The organism is Pseudonocardia sp. DR1-2 (genome assembly GCF_023717215.1).
In the GTDB taxonomy this organism is placed as follows: domain Bacteria; phylum Actinomycetota; class Actinomycetes; order Mycobacteriales; family Pseudonocardiaceae; genus Pseudonocardia; species Pseudonocardia alni.
Genome location: NZ_JAMQOF010000003.1, coordinates 656,198 through 675,170 on the forward strand (window position 1 = coordinate 656,198; position 18,973 = coordinate 675,170).

Here is an 18,973-nt window from a genome sequence, read left to right on the forward strand (position 1 = left end):
CGCCGGTGTGCCGCTTCAGTGCCCCGACGCCGCCGACCGGACCGACCGCAGCGCGACCGGGATCGCCGCCTGCATCGCCGACGCCGGTGCCGGGACCGGCGGCAGCCCGTGCTCCCGGGCGGCCGCCGTCGCGGCGCGGGCGTGCACCAGCGTCGCGCAGCCCGCCGCCCACCACGGGTCCAGCCCGGCGGCCAGCAGCGCGCCGATCATGCCGGTGAGCACGTCGCCGGAGCCCGCGGTGGCGGCCCAGGAGTCCGCGGCCGGGTCGACCAGCACCCGTCCGTCCGGTGCGGCGACGACGGTCGCGTTCCCCTTCAGCAGCACCGTCACCCCGAGGTCGGCGGCGGCGCGGCGGGCGGCGCCGATCCGGTCGGGCCCGACCTCGCCCGCGATCCGGGCGAACTCCCCCGCGTGCGGGGTGAGCACGACGGGCTCGCCGTGGATGCGCATCCGCAGGTGGGCGTCCTGTGCGAGCAGGGTGATCGCGTCGGCGTCGAGGCAGAGCGGCACCTCGCGGTCCAGCGCCTCCTCCAGCACCGCCCGGCCCTGCCCGCCGGTGCCCAGCCCCGGCCCGACCGCCCAGGCCTGGGTGCGGCCCGCGTCGGTGATGTCGCCGGTGGCGACGATCTCCGGCCAGTGCCTGCGGACCTCGTCGGCGGCGGACCCGGCGAAGCGGACCATCCCGGAGGTGGCCAGGGCCGCGGCCCCCGCGGCGAGGACGGCGGCGCCGGGGTAGGTGGCCGACCCGGCGGCGATCCCGACGACGCCCTGGCTGTACTTGTCGTCGTCGGGTCCCGGGACCGGCCAGCGGGCACCGACGTCGCCGTCGGACAGCACCCGCGCGTGCGGCTCGATCCCCTCGAGGAACGGCCCGAGCCCGAAGTCCACCAGCCGCACCGGGCCGCAGAGCGGGGCGGCGAGGGCGTGCACCGGCTTGCGGCAGCCGAAGGTGACCGTCAGCGCGGCGCGGACGTGCGGCCCGTCGGTCGCCCCGGTGTCGCAGTCGACACCCGAGGGCAGGTCGCAGGCCACGATCGGCACACCCGCCCCGTCGGCGGCGGCGACCAGCTCCGGGGCCGGGTCGCGCAGCGCACCGCGCCCGGAGATGCCGACGATCCCGTCGACGACGACGTCCGCCCCCGCCACCAGCGCCCGCGCCGGGTCGAGCGCGCCGGCGGCCGGGGCGCCGGTGCCGGTCCTGTCGCCGGGGCCGGTCCCGGGGTCGCTGCCGGTGCCGGTGTCGCCGCCCGCGGCGGGGCCGGAGCCTGCGGCCGGGCCGGGCGGGTGCAGGGCCAGCACCCGCCCGCGGGCGGCGCGCAGCGCGGCGAGGCCCGCCGGGTGCGCACGGTCCGGCGCCAGCAGCACCGCGGTGACGTGCGCGCCCCGGCGGCGCAGCTCGGCACCGGCCCACAGGGCGTCGCCGCCGTTGTCCCCCGCCCCGACGAGCAGCACCACCCGGCGGCCGTAGGTCGCGCCGAGGAACTCCCGCACGTGGTGCGCGAGCCCCGCCGCGGCCCGGCGCATCAGCACCCCGTCGCCGACGGTGCGCATCATGGCCGCCTCGGCCGCCCGTACCTGGTCCGCGGTGTGGAGCCCGTGCATGGCCGCGAGGCTAGCGCCGGGCGACCATGATCGACGGTTGTGGAGCGGGACGCCCGCGTCGCGCACGCTCCGCCCCACGACCGGTGATCACTCGACGGTGACCGACTTCGCCAGGTTGCGGGGCTTGTCGACGTCGTAGCCGCGGGCCCGGGCGATCTCGGCCGCGATCACCTGCAGCGGGATCGTCGCGACCAGCGGCTGCAGCAGCGTCGGCACCGCGGGCAGCTCGAAGAGGTGGTCGGCGAACGGGCGCACGGTCTCGTCGCCGGTCTCGGCGAGGACCACGGTCCGCGCCCCGCGCGCCTTGATCTCCTGGATGTTGGACAGCAGCTTGGAGTGCAGGACCGCGCGCCCCTTCGGCGACGGCATCACCACCACGACCGGCAGCCCGTCCTCGATCAGCGCGATCGGGCCGTGCTTGAGCTCGCCGGCCGCGAAGGCCTCGGCGTGCATGTAGGCGAGCTCCTTGAGCTTGAGCGCGCCCTCCAGCGCCACCGGGTAGCCGACGTGGCGGCCGAGGAACAGCACCGCCTTCGACGGCGCCAGCTCCTGCCCGAGCGCACGGGCCTCGCCGAGGGACTCCAGCACCTCGGCGACGGCCGCCGGGATCGCCTCCAGCGCCTCGTACTCGCGGACGACCTCGTCGGGGTACTTGGTCCCGCGGGCCTGGGCCAGGGCCAGGCCGACCAGGTAGTTCGCGGCGACCTGGGCGGTGAAGGTCTTGGTCGCGGCGACGCCGATCTCCGGACCCGCGTGGGTGTAGATCACCGCGTCGGACTCGCGCGGGATCTGCGCCCCGTTGGTGTTGCAGATGGCCAGCACCCGGGCCTTCTGCTCCTTCGCGTGGCGCAGCGCCTCCAGGGTGTCGGCGGTCTCGCCGGACTGGGAGATCGCGACGACCAGCGTCGAGCGGTCCAGCACCGGGTCGCGGTAGCGGAACTCGCTGGCCAGCTCGATCTCGACCGGGATCCGGGTCCAGTGCTCGATCGCGTACTTCGCGAGCAGCCCGGAGTGGTAGGCGGTGCCGCAGGCGACGACGAAGACCTTGTCGACGTCGCGCAGGTCCTGGTCGGTCAGACGCTGCTCGTCGAGGACGATCCGGCCGTCGACGAGGTGCCCGCGCAGGGTGTCGGCGATCGCGGTCGGCTGTTCCTCGATCTCCTTGAGCATGAAGTAGTCGTGGCCGCCCTTCTCGGCGGCGGCGAGGTCCCAGGTCACCTCGAACGGGTTGACCCCGACCGGCTCCCCGTGGAAGTCGGTGACGTCGTAGCCCTCGCGGGTGATCGTCACGACCTGGTCCTGGCCGAGCTCGACGGCGTCGCGGGTGAACTCGATGAACGCCGCGACGTCGGAGGCCAGGAACGTCTCCCCCTCGCCGATGCCGAGCACCAGCGGCGAGTTGCGACGGGCGGCGACGATCCGCTCCGGCTCGTCGGCGTGCGTCACGACCAGGGTGAACGCGCCCTCCAGCCGGCGGGCGACGGCGCGGACCGACGCGGGCAGATCGCCCTTCGTCGGGCCGTCGGCGTGGGCCAGCGCCACCAGGTGCGCGGCGGTCTCGGTGTCGGTGTCGGACTCCGCCCAGATGCCACGGGCCTCCAGCTCGGCGCGCAGCTCCAGGAAGTTCTCGATGATGCCGTTGTGGACGACCGCGACCCTGCCGTCGCTGCTGCGGTGCGGGTGGGCGTTGCGGTCGGTGGGCGGGCCGTGCGTGGCCCACCGCGTGTGCCCGATGCCCGAGGTCCCGGTGAACCGGTCGCGACCGATCTCCTCGAGGCGTGCCTCCAGGTTGGCCAGGGCTCCGGCCTTGCGCTCGACCAGCAGCTCACCGCCGTCCGGCAGCGCGACGCCGGCGGAGTCGTAACCGCGGTACTCCAGTCGTCGCAGGCCGCCGAGGACGACGTCGAGTGCGGACCGATGACCGACGTAACCGACGATGCCACACATACGGATGAGCGTATCGACGCCCGGTTGCCGATCTTCCGGCGACGGGGTCGGTCCGGCGCCACGCCGGACGTCCGTGCGAGTCGGGCACGCGGTGACCTGCACCGGTACGGTGCCGACCGTGGCCCGGACCAGCGTGACCCGACCCCCGTCGATGAAGGGGGCCAAGGACGCCCTCGGTGTGCTGTCGCGTCCGGGGCCGAACCCGGTGAAGCACGGCGACCTGGGCCTGATCGGTCTGCCGGGCATCGTCTACACCCCCGCGGAGGGCTACCAGCTGCCCGCTGTGGTGATCGGGCACGCGTGGCTGCAGCCCGCGCACCGCTACCACGAGCTGCTGCGCCATCTCGCGACCTGGGGTTTCGTCGCCGCCGCGCCGAACACCCAGCGCGGCCCGGTCCCGAGCGTCGCCCGGTTCGCCACGGACCTGAACACCGTCCTCGACGTGTGCGTCGGCGTCCGGCTCGGCGACGGCCACGTCAGCGTCGACGCCCGCAAGACCGCGCTGGTCGGGCACGGCACCGGGGGCGGCGCCGCCGTCCTCGCCGCGGCCCAGCGTGAGCGCCTCGGCGCGCTGGTGACCCTCGCCGCGTCGGAGGTGAAGCCGTCCGCGATCGAGGCGGCCGCCGCGGTGACCGTCCCGACGCTGCACCTCGCCGCCGCCGTCGACTCGCTGGCCCCCATGGAGGGACACGCGCAGCGGATCGCCGCCGCCCAGCACGAGGCCGGCACCGACGTGACGCTCCGCGAGATCGAGAAGGCCGGGCACCTCGGGTTCTGCGAGGGCAGGCACTGGACGAGCTTCCTGCTGCAGAACCGCCCGCAGCACCGGACCCGGAAGATCACCCGGGCGCTGGTGACGGCGTTCCTCATGCAGGAGCTGCAGAACGAGAAGCGGGTGTCCTCGCTGACCTCGGGGAACGTCCCCGGGGCGCCGGTGGTGGACCTCACCCCCAAGCCCCAGGAGGAGTCCGAGGAGCGCTCCCCGGGCCTGCTCGGCATCGGCGGCTGACCCCGGTCCTCCGCCGGGCGCGCGGTGATCCGCCGCCCGGACCACGTGACGATCCACCCGGCGCGCGGTGATCCGTCGTTCGCGCGTGTCCGGACCCGCGCGCGGAACGGATCACCGCGCGCGGCGCGGATCAGCGCCGGGGGGCCGCGGATCAGCGCGCGGACGGGGCGCTCAGGGCGCCAGCCACACCTTCCGGTCGGCCCCGGCGACGGCGTCGAACGCCGCGCCGGCCCGCCCGGGCCCGAACGGCTCGGGCTCCATCAGCCCGGCGAGGGTGTCCGCGACCGCGGGCAGGTCCGCGAGCGCGGCGGCGAAGTCGTGCGGGTGGTCGTAGATCAGCGACCCGGTGACGGTGACCTGCCGCTGGACGAGGTCGTGGGTGTTGACCGTCGACGGGCCGTCGTGCTGGCCGATCAGCAGCAGCGTCCCGGCCCGGTCGACGGCCGCGGTGGCACTCGACCAGGCGGCGGGCGCGCCGGAGGTCTCGAACACCGTCGCGAACACCTCGCCGGGGACGAGCTCCTCGGCGCCCAGGTCCAGGGCGCGGCGGCGACGGCCGTCGTGCGGCTCGGCGACGACCGGGACGTGCCCGGCCGCCAGCAGGGTCGCGCACAGCAGGGTGCCCTGACTGCCCGCTCCGACGACCAGGCAGCGGGACCCGGGCTCCGGGGCGGCCCGGCGCAGCGCGGCCCGGGTGACCACCCACGGCTCCACGCAGGCGACGACCCGCTCGGCGAGGTCCGGGTCGAGCCCGGCGGGGAGCGGGTGCGCGTACCCGGCGGGGACGGCGACGAGCCCGGCGAGCAGCCCGGGCGCGTTCACCCCGAGGCTGCGCCGGTCCGGGCAGGCCGAGGTGCGGCCCGCGGCGCAGAACCGGCAGCGCCCGCACGCGATGTTCGGCTCCACCACGACGACCTCACCGACCCGGCCCGGGTCCACACCGTCCCCGACGGCGACGACCCGGCCGCCGCCCTCGTGCCCGACCGTCCACGGCAGCGCCGGGACCGGCCGGGCGCCGCTGCGCACGGCCAGGTCGGTGCCGCACAGGCCGACGGCGGTGACCCGGACGAGGACCTCGCCGGGTCCGGGAGCGGGCGTCGCGACCGGGGTGGGGTCGAGGCGCCCGGGGGCGGTGAGCCGTACGGCCACGGTGGTGGCGGGCACGGCCGGTGCGGTCGTCATGGGGTCTCCCGGGTCGTCGGGTGGTGCGGTCAGGTGTGCGAGGCCGCCGGGGTGGCCGGCGCGTCCTCGTCCTCGCCGTGCGGGGCGTAGCTCATGAACGCCGCGACGAGCAGCGAGATCAGGCAGCCGCCGCACAGGTAGGCGGCGACGAGGTACCAGCTGCCGCCGCCGAGCGCGACGAGCGCGGTGGCGATGAACGGGGTGAACCCGCCGCCGACGACGCTGGCGAGCTGGTAGCCCAGGCCCGCGCCGCTGTTGCGGTGCCGCGCGCCGAACATCTCGGTGAACAGCGGCTGCTGCACGCTGACGATCGCGTCGTGGCCGATGTTGACCAGCAGCACCGCGCACAGCACGAGCAGCACGGCCGAGCCCTGCTCCATCGCGACGAAGAACGGCACCGACGCGAGGACCGCGACGACGGCACCGACCAGGTAGACGGGCCGGCGGCCGTAGCGGTCGGACAGCCAGCCGAACAGCGGGATGGTGATGATCCCGAGCCCACCGACGAGCAGGCCGACGCCGAGCATGAACCCGCGGGTGAAGCCGTACTGGCCGGTGGCGTAGGCCAGCGCGAACGTGACGACGATGTACATGGTCAGCAGCTCGGCCAGGCGCAGCGCGACGATCTTGGCGAACGCGCCGGGGTGGCGGCGCAGGGCCTCGAGCACCGGCAGCTTCTGCTTCTCCGCAGGCTCGGCGGCCTGCGCGGCGGCGGCCTTCCTGAACGTCTCGGACTCGTCGACGCCGGACCGGATCCACAGCCCGACCAGGGTCAGCAGCAGGCCGAAGAAGAACGGGATCCGCCAGCCCCAGGCCTCGAACGCGCCCTCGTCCATCGACGCGACCAGGATCGCGACGAAGCCGTTCACCATCAGCAGCGCGACCGAGTAACCGACCTGCACGCCGCTGGAGTACAGCGCCCGCCACCGCTTCGGGGCGTGCTCGACGGCGAGCAGCGCGGCGCTCGCCCACTCCCCGCCGACGGCGAGGCCCTGCACGCAGCGCAGCGCGACCAGCAGGACCGGGGCCAGGTAGCCGACCTGGTCGAACGTCGGCAGCAGGCCGATCGCCGCCGTCGTCAGGCCCATGATCGCGATGGTCCAGACCAGGGTGCGCTTGCGGCCGATCCGGTCGCCGAGGTGGCCGAAGACGATCCCGCCGAGCGGGCGGAACAGGAAGCCGATGCCGAAGGTGGCGAACGCGGCCAGCGCGCCGGCGGTGGGGCTCTCGCTCGGGAAGAACAGGGGGCCGAAGACGAGTGCGGCGACGACCCCGTAGAGCAGGAAGTCGTACCACTCGACGACGGCGCCCACGAACGAGCCGGCGGCGGCGCGCCGCGCTCCGGCCGGGGCTGATGACGGCTGTGTCATGACCTTCTCCTGTGCGCGTCCTTGCGACGACGAGCTGTGCGCTGTGCGCACGTCTGTGTGCTGTGCGCACGAACCGTACGGGCCGGTGACGCGTGATCGCAAGACCGGGTCGCCGGGACGCGCGCCGGTAGGGTCGGGCCCGGTGTCGACCGGAGAGGGGTCCGATGACGGCAGAGCCGGCCGAGGCAGGGCAGGAGCGCCACTTCGTGCGGGCCGTGGAGCGGGCGTTCCGGGTGGTCCGCGCGTTCGGGCCGGACACGCCGTCGATGACGCTCAGCGAGGTCGCCGCCCGCACCGACCTGGACCGGGCCACCGCCCGGCGGCTGCTGCTCACCCTCGTCGACCTCGGCTACGCGCGCCGCTCGGGCCGGGACCGCTTCGAGCTGACGCCGCGGGTGCTGGAGCTCGGCTACGCCTACCTGTCGGGGCTCTCGCTCGTCGACGTCGCGCTGCCGCACCTGCAGTCCATGTCCTACGAGCTGCGGGAGACGGCGTCGCTGACCGAGCTCGACGGGCCGGACGTGGTGTACCTCGCGCTGGCGCAGAGCTCGCGGCTGAGCGGCCTGCGGATCACCGTCGGCACCCGCTACGCGGCGTGGGCGACGTCGATGGGCCGGGTCCTGCTCGCGGGCCTGCCCGACGACGAGCTCGACGCCCATCTGGCCTCGGTCACCGTGCAGCGGCGGACCGACCAGACGGTGCGCGACGTGGCCGCGCTGCGCGAGGCCGTCGTGCGGGCCCGGGAGCAGGGCTGGGCACTGGTCGAGGGCGAGCTGGAGGACGGCCTGCGCGGCGTCGCGGCGCCGGTGCGCAACCGGGCCGGACGGGTGATCGCGGCGGTGAACGTGTCGACGCACGTCGGCGTCGCCTCGCGGGAGGAGCTGACCGGGCGGCACCTGCCACGGCTGCTGCAGGCCGCGGCGGGGATCGAGGCGGACCTGGTGGCCTCGGACCTGTGACCCCGGCCCGCGCGGCCCGGTGGGCGGTCCCGTCAGCGCCCGGCGGGACCGTCCGGGACGGACGACGGGGTGAGCGACGGCGCCACCGGGCCGCGACGGTCGGGGACGCGGATGCCGGTGAGGCCGGGCAGCAGCATCCCCGGGACGTCCGGGTCCGCGGTGCCGTCGGGCCGCGCGCCGCCGTGGGGCCGCGGGTCGTCGGACTCCGGACCGCGGTGCCGCGGGTCGTGGGGCTGGGCGGCGTCGTGGGCGGTCTCGTCGGCGAGCCGGCGCACCTCCCGCCCGACGAGGTCGAGCCGCCCGAGCCACTCCCGGCCCGCGGGGTCGTCCCAGGCGTCGGCGACGGCGGTACGGATCCCCGCGAGCACCCCCGCGACGTCGTCGAGCCTGCCCACCAGCTCCCGCAGCGCCGCGGCCTGCTCCGCTGTCCCGGGCGGCCCGTCGATCAGCACGTTCCCGCCCCGGGCGGGGCGGGAACGTGCCGGTCGGCGGCGCGCAGGACGGCGACGGTGTCGTCGTCGGCGGTGCGGGCGGTGGCCGCGGCACGCCGGGCCGCGGCGGCGAGCGAGTTCAGCTCGTCGGCGACGCGGAGCAGCCGGACCGCCCGGTCCCCCGCCGGCCCGTCGACCGTGCCGGGTAGCCCGTCGGCGAGGTCGTCCAGCCCGCGGGCGGCACGGTCCAGCGCGGCGGGGTCACGCAGCAGCTCCGGTCTCATCGCGCCAGCATCCCGGCCGGTCCGGCCGGGCGGGCCGGGTCGCCGGGATCCCGGTCGCGATCGCGAACCCGCGACGACGCCGGGGCCGCCACCCGGTGTGGGTGACGGCCCCGGTGTCGGGCGGTGTCCCGCTCAGCGCGCGGCGGCGACGACCTCGGCGAGCCGGCCCGCGACGGCGTCGGCCTCGCCCGCGCTGGGCGCCTCGACCATCACGCGGACGAGCTGCTCGGTGCCCGACGGGCGCAGCAGCACCCGGCCGGTGTCCCCCAGCTCGGCCTCGGCCTTCGCGACGGCCTCGGCCACGTCCGCCGACCCGGCGACCGCGTCCTTGTCCGCGACGGCCACGTTGCGCAGCACCTGCGGCAGCACGGTGACCACCGAGGCGAGCTCGGCCAGCGACGTGCCGGTCTGCGCGACCCGCGACATGAGCCGCAGGGCGGTGAGCAGACCGTCGCCGGTGGTGGCGTGGCCCGGCAGCACCACGTGCCCGGACTGCTCGCCGCCGAGGGTGAACCCGCCCTCGCGCAGCCGCTCCAGCACGTAGCGGTCGCCGACCCTGGTGGTGTCCAGCGTGATCCCGGCCTCGCGCATGGCGATGTGCAGGCCCAGGTTGCTCATCACCGTGGCGACGAGCGTGTCGTGGGCGAGCTCGCCGGCGTCGCGCATGGCGAGCGCCAGCACGGCCATGATCCGGTCACCGTCGACGACGGCGCCCGTCCCGTCCACGGCCAGGCAGCGGTCGGCGTCGCCGTCGTGGGCGATGCCGAGGTCGGCGCCGTGCTCGAGCACCGCGGACCGCAGCGGCTCCAGGTGGGTGGACCCGACGCCGTCGTTGATGTTGAGCCCGTCCGGCTCGGCGTGCAGCGCGATCACGTCCGCGCCCGCCTGGCGGTAGGCCTCCGGCGCGGCCAGCGCCGCGGCGCCGTGCGCGCAGTCCACGACCACGCGCAGCCCGGACAGCGAGCCGGGCGCGGCGGAGAGCAGGTGCGCGACGTAGACGTCGGTGGCGTCCGGGGCGTCCCAGACGCGGCCGATGCCCTCCCCGGTGGGGCGGGCGCCGAGCCCGGCGGCCAGCTGCTGCTCGATCGCGTCCTCGACGTCGTCGGGCAGCTTGTGGCCGCCCGCGGCGAAGAGCTTGATGCCGTTGTCGGGCATCGGGTTGTGCGACGCGGAGATCATCACGCCGAGGTCGGCGCCGGTCTCGGCGACCAGGTGCGCGACGCCCGGGGTCGGCAGCACACCGACCCGGATCGCGTCCGCACCGGCCGAGGTGAGCCCGGCGACGACCGCGGCCTCGAGCATCTCGCCGCTCGCGCGGGGGTCGCGTCCGACGACCGCGAGGGGCCGGCGGCCGGAGCCGTTCGAGAGCGTGCGGGCGGCCGAGGCACAGACGCCAACGGCGAACTCCGGAGTGAGGAGTTCGCCGTTGGCCAGGCCCCGGACGCCGTCGGTTCCGAAGAGACGAGGCATCCGGTGTGCGATCAGCGCTTGGAGTACTGGGGCGCCTTGCGGGCCTTCTTGAGGCCGTACTTCTTGCGCTCGACGGCGCGGGCGTCACGGGTCAGCCAGCCGGCCTTCTTCAGCGGCGGGCGGTCCTCGGAGTCCAGCTCGACCAGCGCACGGGCGATGGCCAGGCGCAGCGCGCCGGCCTGACCCGCGGTGCCGCCACCCTTGAGGTTGGCGAAGATGTCGAAGCGCTCGGTCTTCTCGAGGAGGACCAGCGGCTCCTTCACGATCTGCTGGTGCAGCTTGTTCGGGAAGTACACCTCGAGCGGCTTGCCGTTGAGGGTGAACCCACCGGTGCCCGGCAGCAGCCGGACGCGGACGACGGCCTCCTTGCGGCGGCCGACGGTCTGGACCGGGCGGTCACCCAGCACGGGTGCCTCGGCGGCGAACTCGTCGGCGTCGAAGTCGGCGGCGTCACCGATGGTGTAGTCGACGTCGGCGACCTCGGTCTCGGTGGCCTCGGTCTCGGTCGCCTCGGCGGCCGCACCCTCGGTCTCGACCGCGTCGACGACCTCGTCGGGTCCGTTCTCGGGGCTGGTCACGGGCTGTCCCTCTTCGTTGCTCGGGGTGGTCACTGGCTGACCTGCTTGATCTCGAACGGCTGCGGCTTCTGGGCCTCGTGCGGGTGCGCCGGGCCGGCGTAGACCTTCAGCTTCTTGGCCATGGCGCGGCCGAGACGGTTCTTCGGCAGCATGCCCTTGATCGCCTTCTCGACGAGGCGGTCGGGCTGGCTGTCGATCATCTCGCCGACGGAGCGCTGGCGGAGGCCACCCGGGAAGCCGGAGTGGCGGTAGATGAACTTGTCGGCACGCTTGTTGCCGGACACCGAGATCTTCTCCGCGTTCACGATGACCACGAAGTCGCCGTTGTCGACGTGCGGGGCGTAGGTCGGCTTGTGCTTCCCGCGCAGCAGCGTGGCAGCGTGGGTGGCGAGCCGACCGAGGCGCACGTCCTCGGCGTCGATCACGTGCCAGGCGTGCTGGATGTCGCCGGGCTTGGGGCTGTACGTGGGCACGGATCTACCTCGTCGTCGTTCTCGGCTGGTGGGCCGTCCGCACGGGTTCCGGCCCACTCTCTAGTCTCTGGTTCCTCAGCGTGCTGCTGGTGGACGCCGGAGGGACGCTCGATCCCGCCGCTGTCGCCGGAGGACGGCGCCCGCGGGTCTCCACCGCTGCACAACGAGAGCCAAGCGTACCCGCCGGTTCCGGGGGCGGACGCAAGGGGGTCGTCCGGGCCCCCGGACCGGGTGTCAGGCGAACCGGGCCCGGTTCGCCTGCTCGGTGGCCCGGTAGTTCTGACCGGCCTGGCCGACGAGCTTCCCGATGGTGCCCAGGGTGGTGGTCAGCTCGGCCGCCGAGGTGTCCCACTTCTGCTGCGACGCCCGGTAGGTGGCCGCCGCGTCGCCGGTCCAGGTCGCGACCATCGGCGCCAGTTGCCGCCGGAGGTCCTCGAGCTGGGAGTTGATGCGTGCGGTCGTCGCGACGGTGTCGGCCGACGCGGTCTCGAGCGCGCTGAAGGTGACCTTGATCTCGGATCCCATGGTGTGGCTCCCCCTCACCCGAGCACCGACGTGATGGCGGTGCGGTTCTGGTCCTCCTGCTGCTGGTACGTCGTCGCCGTGCCGCCGAGCTGCTCACCGATCGCGCCCAGCGCCTCGTTCAGCCGCCGCGCCTCGGTGTCCCACTTGGCCATCAGCTGGGCGAACGCCGTCGCCGCGGTGCCGGACCACTGGCCCTGCAGCGGTCCCAGCCGGCTGCGCAGGCGGCCGAGCTCGCCGTTGACGGCGTCGCTCACCGCCCGCACCTGGCCCGCCGCGCGGACCATCTCCTCGGTCGTCGTGCCGAACCCGTCGGCCATACGTCCCACCTCGTCCCTGATCGGACCCCGGCGCGGCCGTGTCGGCGGCTCCCGGGCCCGGGGGCGCGGTGCCCCCGGCCCGCGCACAGTGGCAGGGCGCGCCGGTGGCCGTGGCCGTTCCGGGCGGACCGTTCGCGACCGGGAACGCCGGGGCCTCAGGGCACCCGGTGCAGCGTCGCGACGACCTCGGCGCAGGCGACGGCGACCGGGGCGCCCACCGGCCGCCGGCACCCGGCGACGAGCTCGTCGGTGCCGGAGAACACGACGTGCCAGTCGACGACGGTCCCGTCGCCCGGTGTCTCGGTCCAGCGCAGGACCGCGCGGCCGCCGACCGTCGCGGGCACCGGCCCGGGGTCACCGACCAGCGCGGCGAGCTCGCGGCGGGCCCGGTCGGGCTCGCGTCCGGCGTCGTAGCCGAGCGGGCTGCGCTCCAGCACGAGGAGGTCGGCCCCGTCCGGGCCGCCGGCGGGGGTGAGCAGCACGCGTCGGCGCTGCGGGTCGCCGCCGGTGTGCTCCCAGCCGGTGGGCAGCGCGGCGGCGTAGCCGTACTGGGCGACCGTGGCCCCGGCCGGGCTCACCGGGCGCGGGCCACCGAGCAGCAGCCCGGTACCGAGGAGGACCGCGCCCAGCACCCCCGCGACGACGATCGCCGCCCGGGCGCGGTCCGGGCCCTCGGCAGGCGGGGTGGCGGGGCCGGGCCGGTCCGGTTCCTCCGGCGTCTCGCCCGCGCCGGGCGGCGGGACGACCGTGTCGGGGCCGGGGTCGGCGAGCACGGAGGCGCCCAGCACCGCAGCCCCGACCACCGCCGCCGCCTCCGGACCCCAGGGCTCGCCGCCGGCGGGCCGCCGCCCGGCGACGCGCACCGGGCACGGGAGCCGGTACCCGGGCAGGCCGCCGGGCCGCCCCGCGGCCCGAGTGCCCGTGGCCCGAGTGCCCGCGGTCCGGGTGTCGGCGGCCCGGGTGTCGGCCGCACTGTGCTCCCCGGGGAGCGGGCCGACCGTCCCGGCGACCACGACCAGCTCCGCACCGGTCGCCCGCACGAGACACGCGAGGTCGGTGCCCCGCTCGCCCACGCGCTCCGGCACCCCGTCGCGGACCAGCACCACGTCGTCGTCGACGACCAGGACCGGCCCGTCCGGCAGCTCCGGTTCCGCCGCGAGCACCGCGACCGCGGCCGGGACCACCAGCACCCGCGGGCCTCCGGGGAAGGCGCCGCCCGCCGTCGTCCCGACCCGGACCACGACCCCGGGCGGCTCGTCGCCGAAGAAGTCCGCGACGGCCGTCGCCGGGGGTGTGCCGGGCGGGGCCGCGGCGACCAAGCGCAGCCCGGCGGCGTCCGCGGCGGCGAGCAGCACCGCGTCGCGGCGGTCGTGCACGGCGACCGCGACGCCGCTCACCCCGGCTCGGTCCACGCCAGCTGCACCCGTCGCGCCCCGGCCCGCCGGTCGACGAGCACGCCGCGGCCGGGTGGCATCGGCCCGGGACGGACCTTCTCCAGCAGCGCGCCCTCGTCGGGGCTGCCGGAGCCGACCAGGCCGGGGGCGCCCAGCTCGCGCAGCCGCCCGAGGACCGGGTCGAACAGCGCCCGCCCGGCCCCGCCGGTGCGTCGCGCGAGCACGACGTGCAGGCCGACGTCGCGGGCCTGCGGCAGGTACTCGGCGAGCGCGAGCAGCGGGTGCGTGCCGGCCGCCCCCGCCGCGGGGACGACGAGGTCGTAGTCGTCGACGAGCAGCCACACGTCCGGCCCGCTCCACCAGGACCGTTCCCGCAGCTGGGCCGGGGTGACGTCCGGGCCGGGCAGCCGCCGTCCGAGCGAGCCCGCGATCTCGGCGCAGGCGTCGGTGGTGGCCTGCGCGGTCGAGGTGTGGGCGAGCAGGTGGCTCTGCGGGACCCCGCCGAGCAGCGTCCGCCGGTGGTCGACGACGACGATCCGCGCCTGCTCGGGCGTCCATCGCGCGGCGATGCCGTGGGCGAGGGTCCGCAGCAGGGTCGTCTTGCCGCCGCCGGAGTCGGCGAAGCAGAGCAGGTGCGGCTCGTCCGGGTCGAGCTCGACGGTGGCGAGCCGGTCCTCGTCGACGCCGAGCGCGGGCCCGCGGCCCGGGCCGCTCGGGAGCTCGGTGACCTCGATCCGGGTGGGCAGCAGCCGCACCGGGCCGACCGACGGGCCGTCCCAGGCGTCGTCGATCTCCCGGGCCGGGTCGGTGCCGGGGACCAGGCAGGGCGCGGCGACGACGGTGGCCTCGCCGTCGGCGGACAGGCCGTGCCCGGGCAGGGCGGGCACCGCGGCGGCACGACGGCGGTCCACCTCGGAGTCCGACGGGTCGCCCAGCCGTAGCTCGACCCGGCTGCCGAGCTGGTCCTTGAGCGCCGGGCGGATCTCGGCCCAGCGGGCGGCGGACAGCGCGAGGTGCACGCCGTAGGCGAGCCCGCGGGCGGCGAGTGCGGTCAGCTTCTCGTCCAGGTCCTCGAACCCGGCGCGCAGCGCCGCGTAGCCGTCGACGACGAGCAGCAGGTCGGTGGCGGTCACCCCGGCGAACCCGCCCGCGGCGCGCCGGGCCCGGAACTCCTCGATCCCGGCCACGCCGTGCGCGGCGAACAGCTGCTCGCGCTCGTCGACGGCGGCGACGGTCTCGGCCACCACCCGTCGCACCAGGTCGCCGGCGCGGCGGTCGGCGACGGTCCCGACGTGCGGCAGCCCGGCCAGCGGGGCGAGCGTGCCGCCGCCGAGGTCGAGCACGTGCACGCCCAGTTCGGCCGGGGTGTGGGTGAGCGCGAGCGCGGTGACGACGGTGCGCAGCGCGGTCGACTTCCCCGACCGCGGCCCCCCGACGACGGCGAGGTGCCCGGCCGCGCCGGACAGGTCCAGCACCAGCGGGTCGCGCCGCTGGGCGTAGGGCCGGTCGACGAGCCCGACCGGCGCGGCGAGCCGTCCGACCGGTCCCGGTGCGCACAACCCGCGCCCGGCCCGGACCAGCGGGTCGCCGAGCACCACCGGCAGCGGCGGCGGCTCCGCCAGCGGCGGCAGCCACACCCGGTGCGCGCGCGGACCGGGCCCGGACACCGCGCCGGCGATGCGGTCGAGAACGGTGCCGGTGGGCGCGGGCCCGTGGTCCGGCGCCGGGAGCTGCGCCGAGGCGGGCAGCGCGACCGGGCCCGCGCGGAACGGCAGCGCGAGCCGCGGCGCCCCGGGTGCGCGGCGGCGCTCGGCCCGCGGGGTGTCCGGGCCGGAGACGTAGGCGGCCCGGAAGCGCACCAGCTCGTCGGTGCCCGCGGACAGGTACGCGGCACCGGGCGTCGGCGGGAGCAGGTGCGCGTCGGGCACGCCCAGCACCGCGCGGGACTCCGCGGCGGAGAAGGTGCGCAGCGCGATCCGGTAGGACAGGTGCGACTCGAGGCCGCGCAGCCGTCCCTCCTCCAGTCGCTGCGAGGCCAGCAGCAGGTGGATGCCGAGCGAGCGGCCGAGCCGCCCGACGGTCACCATCAGGTCGATCATCTCCGGCCGCTGGGCGAGCAGCTCGGAGAACTCGTCGACGACGACCAGCAGCGACGGCAGCGCCGCCAGCGGTGCCCCGTCCCGGCGCAGCGCGTCGTGCTCGGCCAGCGACGACAGGTTCCCCGCGGCGCGCAGCACCTCCTGGCGGCGGGTGATCTCCCCGGCGAGCGCGTCGGCCATCCGGTCGACCAGGGTCAGCTCCTCGGCCAGGTTGGTGATCACCGCGGAGGTGTGCGGCAGCCCGGCGAGCCCGAGGAACGTCGCGCCGCCCTTGAAGTCGACGAGCACCAGGTTGAGCTCCTCGGCGGTGTGTGTCGCGACCAGCCCGAGGACGAGGGTGCGCAGCAGCTCGCTCTTGCCGGAGCCGGTCGCGCCGATGCACAGCCCGTGCGGACCCGCACCGCCCTGCGCGGACTCCTTGAGGTCGAGCAGCACCGGCCGGCCGCCGTCGTCGGTGCCCAGCGGGACCCGCAGCCGCTCCCCCGGCCCCCGCCGGCCGCGCAGCGCGGCGACCCCGGCCGGGTCCGTCGTGGACAGTCCGAGCAGCGACGGCAACCCGGTCGCCCCACTGTCCACACCGGACGTGACGACGTCGGCGTCGCCGTCCGGGCGGTAGCGCGCGAGCCGGCGCGCGAGTGCCAGCGCCTCGGCGACGACGAGCCCGTCGGGGACGCCGACCTCCCGGCCGCCGGGCCCGCCCCGGCGCAGCGTGCGCACGCCGTCGGGCCCGGTCCCGGCGGCCAGGCGCAGCACCGACGCCGCGGGCCTGCGCCCGCCCGCGGGCCCCAGCCGCAGCACGGTGACGCCGGGCAGCCCGGCCCACGCGCCCGGGGTGTCGGCGGCCCCGTCGAGCACGACGAGCAGGTGCTGCTGGGCCGCGGACGGCTCGTCGACCCACCAGCGCCGCACCCGGTCCGGGTCGTCGGTGATCATCCGGACCGGCCCGACGGCGTCGGCGAGCCGCGGGTGGGCGACGTGCGGCAGCCACTTCGCCCACTCCCAGCGCGCGACCGCACCCCCCGGCGCGACGACGGCGAGCCGCGCGTCGTCGGGACCGTGCCAGGTGACGTACTGGGCGACCAGTGCCCGGGCGAGGTCGAGTACCGGGGCGGCGTCCGGGTCCGGTTCGAGCCAGATCGTCGCCGAGGCGCGGGTGTCGACGGCGACCGGAAGATCGTCCACGGTGGACCATCGGCGCAGGAGACGGCGCAGCGCCAGCGCGGACAGCGGTTCGAGTGTCTCCATCGGACCGGTGTGCGGGGCGGTGAGCCGGGTGGCGAGGCGCTGGGTGCCGCGCCCGGCGCGCAGTCGGCCGAAGTCGTCGTCACCGGGGCGGCGCTCCCACAGCCGGTCCGCGGCGAGCACGTCCGGCCAGGCGCCCGGGTCGGGGTGCACGCTCTCCAGCGCGTGCCGCTGCTCGGCGGCGATCGCGCGGGCCCGCCCGCCCAGGACGTCGAGGTAGCGCAGGTAGTCGCGGCGGTCCTCGTCCATCGTCGCGGTGCGCGCGCCGGCGCCGCGGCCGCCGCCGGCGAGCATGCCCAGCGCGGACAGCGCGAACATCCCGCCGAACAGCCAGGTGCTCGTGTCCCCGCGGCCCAGCACGACGAACAGCAGCGCCCCGCCGACCATCGCCAGCGGGAGCAGCCGCGCCGCGAGGCCGCCGGGGACCGGGCGTTCCGGTTCGGGCGGCGGTTCGAGCACCAGCTCGCCGCCGGGCAGCTCGGGCACCGAGCGCCGCGGACGTCGCATCCCGACGGTCCCCGCCATCGCCACGCGCCTCCCGTTCACGGTTCTCCCGAACGCCCACGGCGGCACCGGGGCCGTCGGATACTCGCAGCCGCCCCGGGCCCGCCGGGGCCGTTCGGGGAGATCTGCCAGGGAGCCGCCCGTGACCTCCGTCCTGCCCGCACCGGCCGCGACCGGCCCCGGCGACGCGGTGCCCGCCACCACGTACGGGCCGGTGCCCGGCCGCTGGACCCGGGTCGGGGTGCACACCCCGCGCGGGCGCCTCGACGTGGCGCTGCCGGCCGACGTCGCCGTCGCCGAGCTGGTCCCGATGGTGCGCGAGCTGCTGGGCCGCGCAGCCACCGACACCCCGCAGGCCTGGCGGTTCACCGGCCCGGCGGGCGGCCCGCTGCCCGCCGGCGCCACCCTCGACGAGCTCGGTGTCCACGAGGGCGAGCTGCTGCACCTGGGCCCGCCGCGCCCGGCGCCCGCGCCGCCGGTGCTCGACGACGCCGCCGAGACCGTCGCCGCCGCGGTGCGCGGTGCGGCCGACGCCGCCGGGACGGCGCGCTGGTCCGGGACGGCGGCGGCCGTGCTGGCGACGGCCGCCGCGGGCGCCGTGCTGTCCACCGTGGACGGTTCGTGGCGGCCGTGGGCGTGCGCGCTCGCCGCCGCCGGCGCCGTCGTGGCGCTGCTGGTCGCCCACCGCGCCCGCGACGACGACCGGCTCACGACCGCCGCCGCACTCTGTGCCGTCCCCGCCGCGGCGACGGCCGGGCTCACCGCGCTGCCCGCACCTGCCGGGGCGGGGGCTCTGCTGCTCGCCGCCGCCGGGACCGGTCTGGCCGCCGCCGCGGGTCAGGCGATCGCGCGGGCGGTGTCCCCGGTCCTGCTCGCGGTCGCCCTGGCCGCCTCCGGGACCGCCGCCGCGGCGCTGGCCCGGCTGCTGCTGGAGGCCCCGGTGACGGCCGTCGCGGCCGGGCTCGCGGCGCCCGCCCTGGCCGCAGGGCCCCTGCTGCCCCGGCTGGCGCTGCGCCTGGCCGGGATCCCGGCCCCGGCCGTCCCGACCGACGCCGAGTCCGTCGCGGGCGCCGAGCGGGTGCTGCCCGGTGCGGAGCTGACCGCCCGGGCCGGGCTGGCCCGCGGCCTGCACACCGGGACGCTGGCCGGCACCGCGGTCGCGGCCGCCGGGGCCGCCGCCGTCGCCGCGACCGGGGGCTGGACCGGTGGCCTGCTGCTGGTGGTGACGGCGGCGGTGCTGCTCCTGCGGGCCCGTGCGCTCGTCGAGCCCGCGGCGGCACGCGTCCTGACCGGGGCCGCGGTGGTCGCGGTCGCCACCGCCGCCGTCCCGGCCGCGCTCACGCTGGACCCCGCGCCGCGGCTCGCCGTCGCGGCCGGGCTGCTGCTCGCCGTCGGCGCGGGTGCCGCGGCCGCGCGGACGAACCCGTCACCGCCGGCCCGCCGGGCGCTCGACGTGTGCGAGCTCGTCCTCACCGCCGCCGCCGTGCCCGCCGCACTGGCCGCGATGGGCCTGTTCGCCCTGGTCCGCACCCTGTGACCGGCCCGGCCCGGCGGGCCGTGCCGCTGCTGGCGGCATCCCTGCTCGCT

The 18,973-nt window shown here is 77.0% G+C and carries 16 protein-coding genes; 3 read left to right on the forward strand and 13 right to left on the reverse strand.

The genetic code is table 11. The features are described 5' to 3' along the window. Nucleotides 1-15: 15 nt before the first annotated feature. Both ND486_RS11855 and glmS read right to left on the reverse strand, forming a co-directional pair. Nucleotides 16-1,602, reverse strand: coding sequence for an NAD(P)H-hydrate dehydratase (locus ND486_RS11855; RefSeq protein WP_251784386.1), 1,587 nt, complete (start codon nt 1,600-1,602; stop codon nt 16-18). Nucleotides 1,603-1,689: 87 nt separating this feature from the next. After that, complete coding sequence (gene glmS / locus ND486_RS11860) at nt 1,690-3,549, reverse strand: glutamine--fructose-6-phosphate transaminase (isomerizing) (RefSeq protein WP_251784387.1); 1,860 nt, start codon at nt 3,547-3,549, stop codon at nt 1,690-1,692. Nucleotides 3,550-3,667: 118 nt separating this feature from the next. Between glmS and ND486_RS11865 the strand changes: the two genes are divergently transcribed. Continuing rightward, entirely contained in the window at nt 3,668-4,558 is an 891-nt protein-coding gene (locus ND486_RS11865) for a dienelactone hydrolase family protein (protein ID WP_251784388.1), read from the forward strand. Between the two features lie 171 nt (nt 4,559-4,729). On the opposite strand, the gene ND486_RS11870 is transcribed toward ND486_RS11865, so the two are convergent. Continuing rightward, on the reverse strand, nt 4,730-5,740 hold the full coding sequence (locus ND486_RS11870; protein ID WP_251784389.1) for a zinc-binding dehydrogenase: 1,011 nt from the start codon (nt 5,738-5,740) through the stop codon (nt 4,730-4,732). A 29-nt stretch (nt 5,741-5,769) separates the two neighbouring features. Next, nucleotides 5,770-7,110, reverse strand: a complete 1,341-nt coding sequence (shiA, locus tag ND486_RS11875) for a shikimate transporter (RefSeq protein WP_251784390.1) — start codon at nt 7,108-7,110, stop codon at nt 5,770-5,772. Between the two features lie 164 nt (nt 7,111-7,274). Here shiA and ND486_RS11880 point away from each other — a divergent pair, with 164 nt between their 5' ends. Next, a complete protein-coding gene (locus ND486_RS11880) occupies nt 7,275-8,069 on the forward strand; it encodes an IclR family transcriptional regulator C-terminal domain-containing protein (RefSeq protein ID WP_062397775.1) in 795 nt (264 codons plus the stop codon). Nucleotides 8,070-8,101: 32 nt separating this feature from the next. On the opposite strand, the gene ND486_RS11885 is transcribed toward ND486_RS11880, so the two are convergent. The 9 genes from ND486_RS11885 to eccCa all read right to left on the reverse strand — a co-directional run bounded on the left by ND486_RS11885 (nt 8,102) and on the right by eccCa (nt 17,389). Further along, a complete protein-coding gene (locus ND486_RS11885; protein ID WP_251784391.1) occupies nt 8,102-8,521 on the reverse strand; it encodes a hypothetical protein in 420 nt (139 codons plus the stop codon). After that, complete coding sequence (locus ND486_RS11890; RefSeq protein ID WP_251784392.1) at nt 8,515-8,784, reverse strand: hypothetical protein; 270 nt, start codon at nt 8,782-8,784, stop codon at nt 8,515-8,517. Before ND486_RS11890 ends, ND486_RS11885 begins: the two co-directional genes overlap by 7 nt. A gap of 132 nt (nt 8,785-8,916) precedes the next feature. After that, nucleotides 8,917-10,254: a phosphoglucosamine mutase gene (glmM, locus tag ND486_RS11895; protein ID WP_251784393.1), complete on the reverse strand. Its 1,338-nt coding sequence runs from the start codon at nt 10,252-10,254 to the stop codon at nt 8,917-8,919. 11 nt (nt 10,255-10,265) lie between these two features. Next, nucleotides 10,266-10,832 (reverse strand): 30S ribosomal protein S9, encoded by a 567-nt coding sequence (rpsI, locus tag ND486_RS11900; RefSeq protein WP_083474823.1) that lies wholly within the window; start codon nt 10,830-10,832, stop codon nt 10,266-10,268. Nucleotides 10,833-10,861: 29 nt separating this feature from the next. Then, nucleotides 10,862-11,305: a 50S ribosomal protein L13 gene (gene rplM, locus ND486_RS11905; RefSeq protein ID WP_062397782.1), complete on the reverse strand. Its 444-nt coding sequence runs from the start codon at nt 11,303-11,305 to the stop codon at nt 10,862-10,864. A gap of 234 nt (nt 11,306-11,539) precedes the next feature. Beyond that, nucleotides 11,540-11,830 carry a WXG100 family type VII secretion target gene (locus tag ND486_RS11910; RefSeq protein ID WP_062397784.1) on the reverse strand — a complete coding sequence of 97 codons (291 nt, stop codon included), beginning with the start codon at nt 11,828-11,830 and terminating at the stop codon, nt 11,540-11,542. 14 nt (nt 11,831-11,844) lie between these two features. Further along, nucleotides 11,845-12,147 (reverse strand): WXG100 family type VII secretion target, encoded by a 303-nt coding sequence (locus ND486_RS11915; RefSeq protein WP_073576448.1) that lies wholly within the window; start codon nt 12,145-12,147, stop codon nt 11,845-11,847. Nucleotides 12,148-12,302: 155 nt separating this feature from the next. Next, nucleotides 12,303-13,544 (reverse strand): type VII secretion-associated protein, encoded by a 1,242-nt coding sequence (locus ND486_RS11920; RefSeq protein ID WP_251784394.1) that lies wholly within the window; start codon nt 13,542-13,544, stop codon nt 12,303-12,305. Beyond that, nucleotides 13,541-17,389 (reverse strand): type VII secretion protein EccCa, encoded by a 3,849-nt coding sequence (gene eccCa, locus ND486_RS11925; protein ID WP_251784395.1) that lies wholly within the window; start codon nt 17,387-17,389, stop codon nt 13,541-13,543. The genes ND486_RS11920 and eccCa overlap by 4 nt, the downstream gene beginning before the upstream one ends. Before the next feature lie 139 nt (nt 17,390-17,528). Between eccCa and eccD the strand changes: the two genes are divergently transcribed. Further along, a complete protein-coding gene (gene eccD, locus ND486_RS11930; protein ID WP_251784396.1) occupies nt 17,529-18,923 on the forward strand; it encodes a type VII secretion integral membrane protein EccD in 1,395 nt (464 codons plus the stop codon). Nucleotides 18,924-18,973: the final 50 nt, after the last annotated feature.

Coding starts and splice junctions, on each gene's coding strand:
- ND486_RS11855 (WP_251784386.1), bottom strand. CDS start 1,602: ATGCACGGGCTCCACACCGCGGACCAGGTACGGGCGGCCGAGGCGGCC.
- glmS (WP_251784387.1), bottom strand. CDS start 3,549: ATGTGTGGCATCGTCGGTTACGTCGGTCATCGGTCCGCACTCGACGTC.
- ND486_RS11870 (WP_251784389.1), bottom strand. CDS start 5,740: ATGACGACCGCACCGGCCGTGCCCGCCACCACCGTGGCCGTACGGCTC.
- shiA (WP_251784390.1), bottom strand. CDS start 7,110: ATGACACAGCCGTCATCAGCCCCGGCCGGAGCGCGGCGCGCCGCCGCC.
- ND486_RS11880 (WP_062397775.1), top strand. CDS start 7,275: ATGACGGCAGAGCCGGCCGAGGCAGGGCAGGAGCGCCACTTCGTGCGG.
- ND486_RS11890 (WP_251784392.1), bottom strand. CDS start 8,784: ATGAGACCGGAGCTGCTGCGTGACCCCGCCGCGCTGGACCGTGCCGCC.
- glmM (WP_251784393.1), bottom strand. CDS start 10,254: ATGCCTCGTCTCTTCGGAACCGACGGCGTCCGGGGCCTGGCCAACGGC.
- ND486_RS11910 (WP_062397784.1), bottom strand. CDS start 11,830: ATGGGATCCGAGATCAAGGTCACCTTCAGCGCGCTCGAGACCGCGTCG.
- ND486_RS11915 (WP_073576448.1), bottom strand. CDS start 12,147: ATGGCCGACGGGTTCGGCACGACGACCGAGGAGATGGTCCGCGCGGCG.
- eccCa (WP_251784395.1), bottom strand. CDS start 17,389: ATGCGACGTCCGCGGCGCTCGGTGCCCGAGCTGCCCGGCGGCGAGCTG.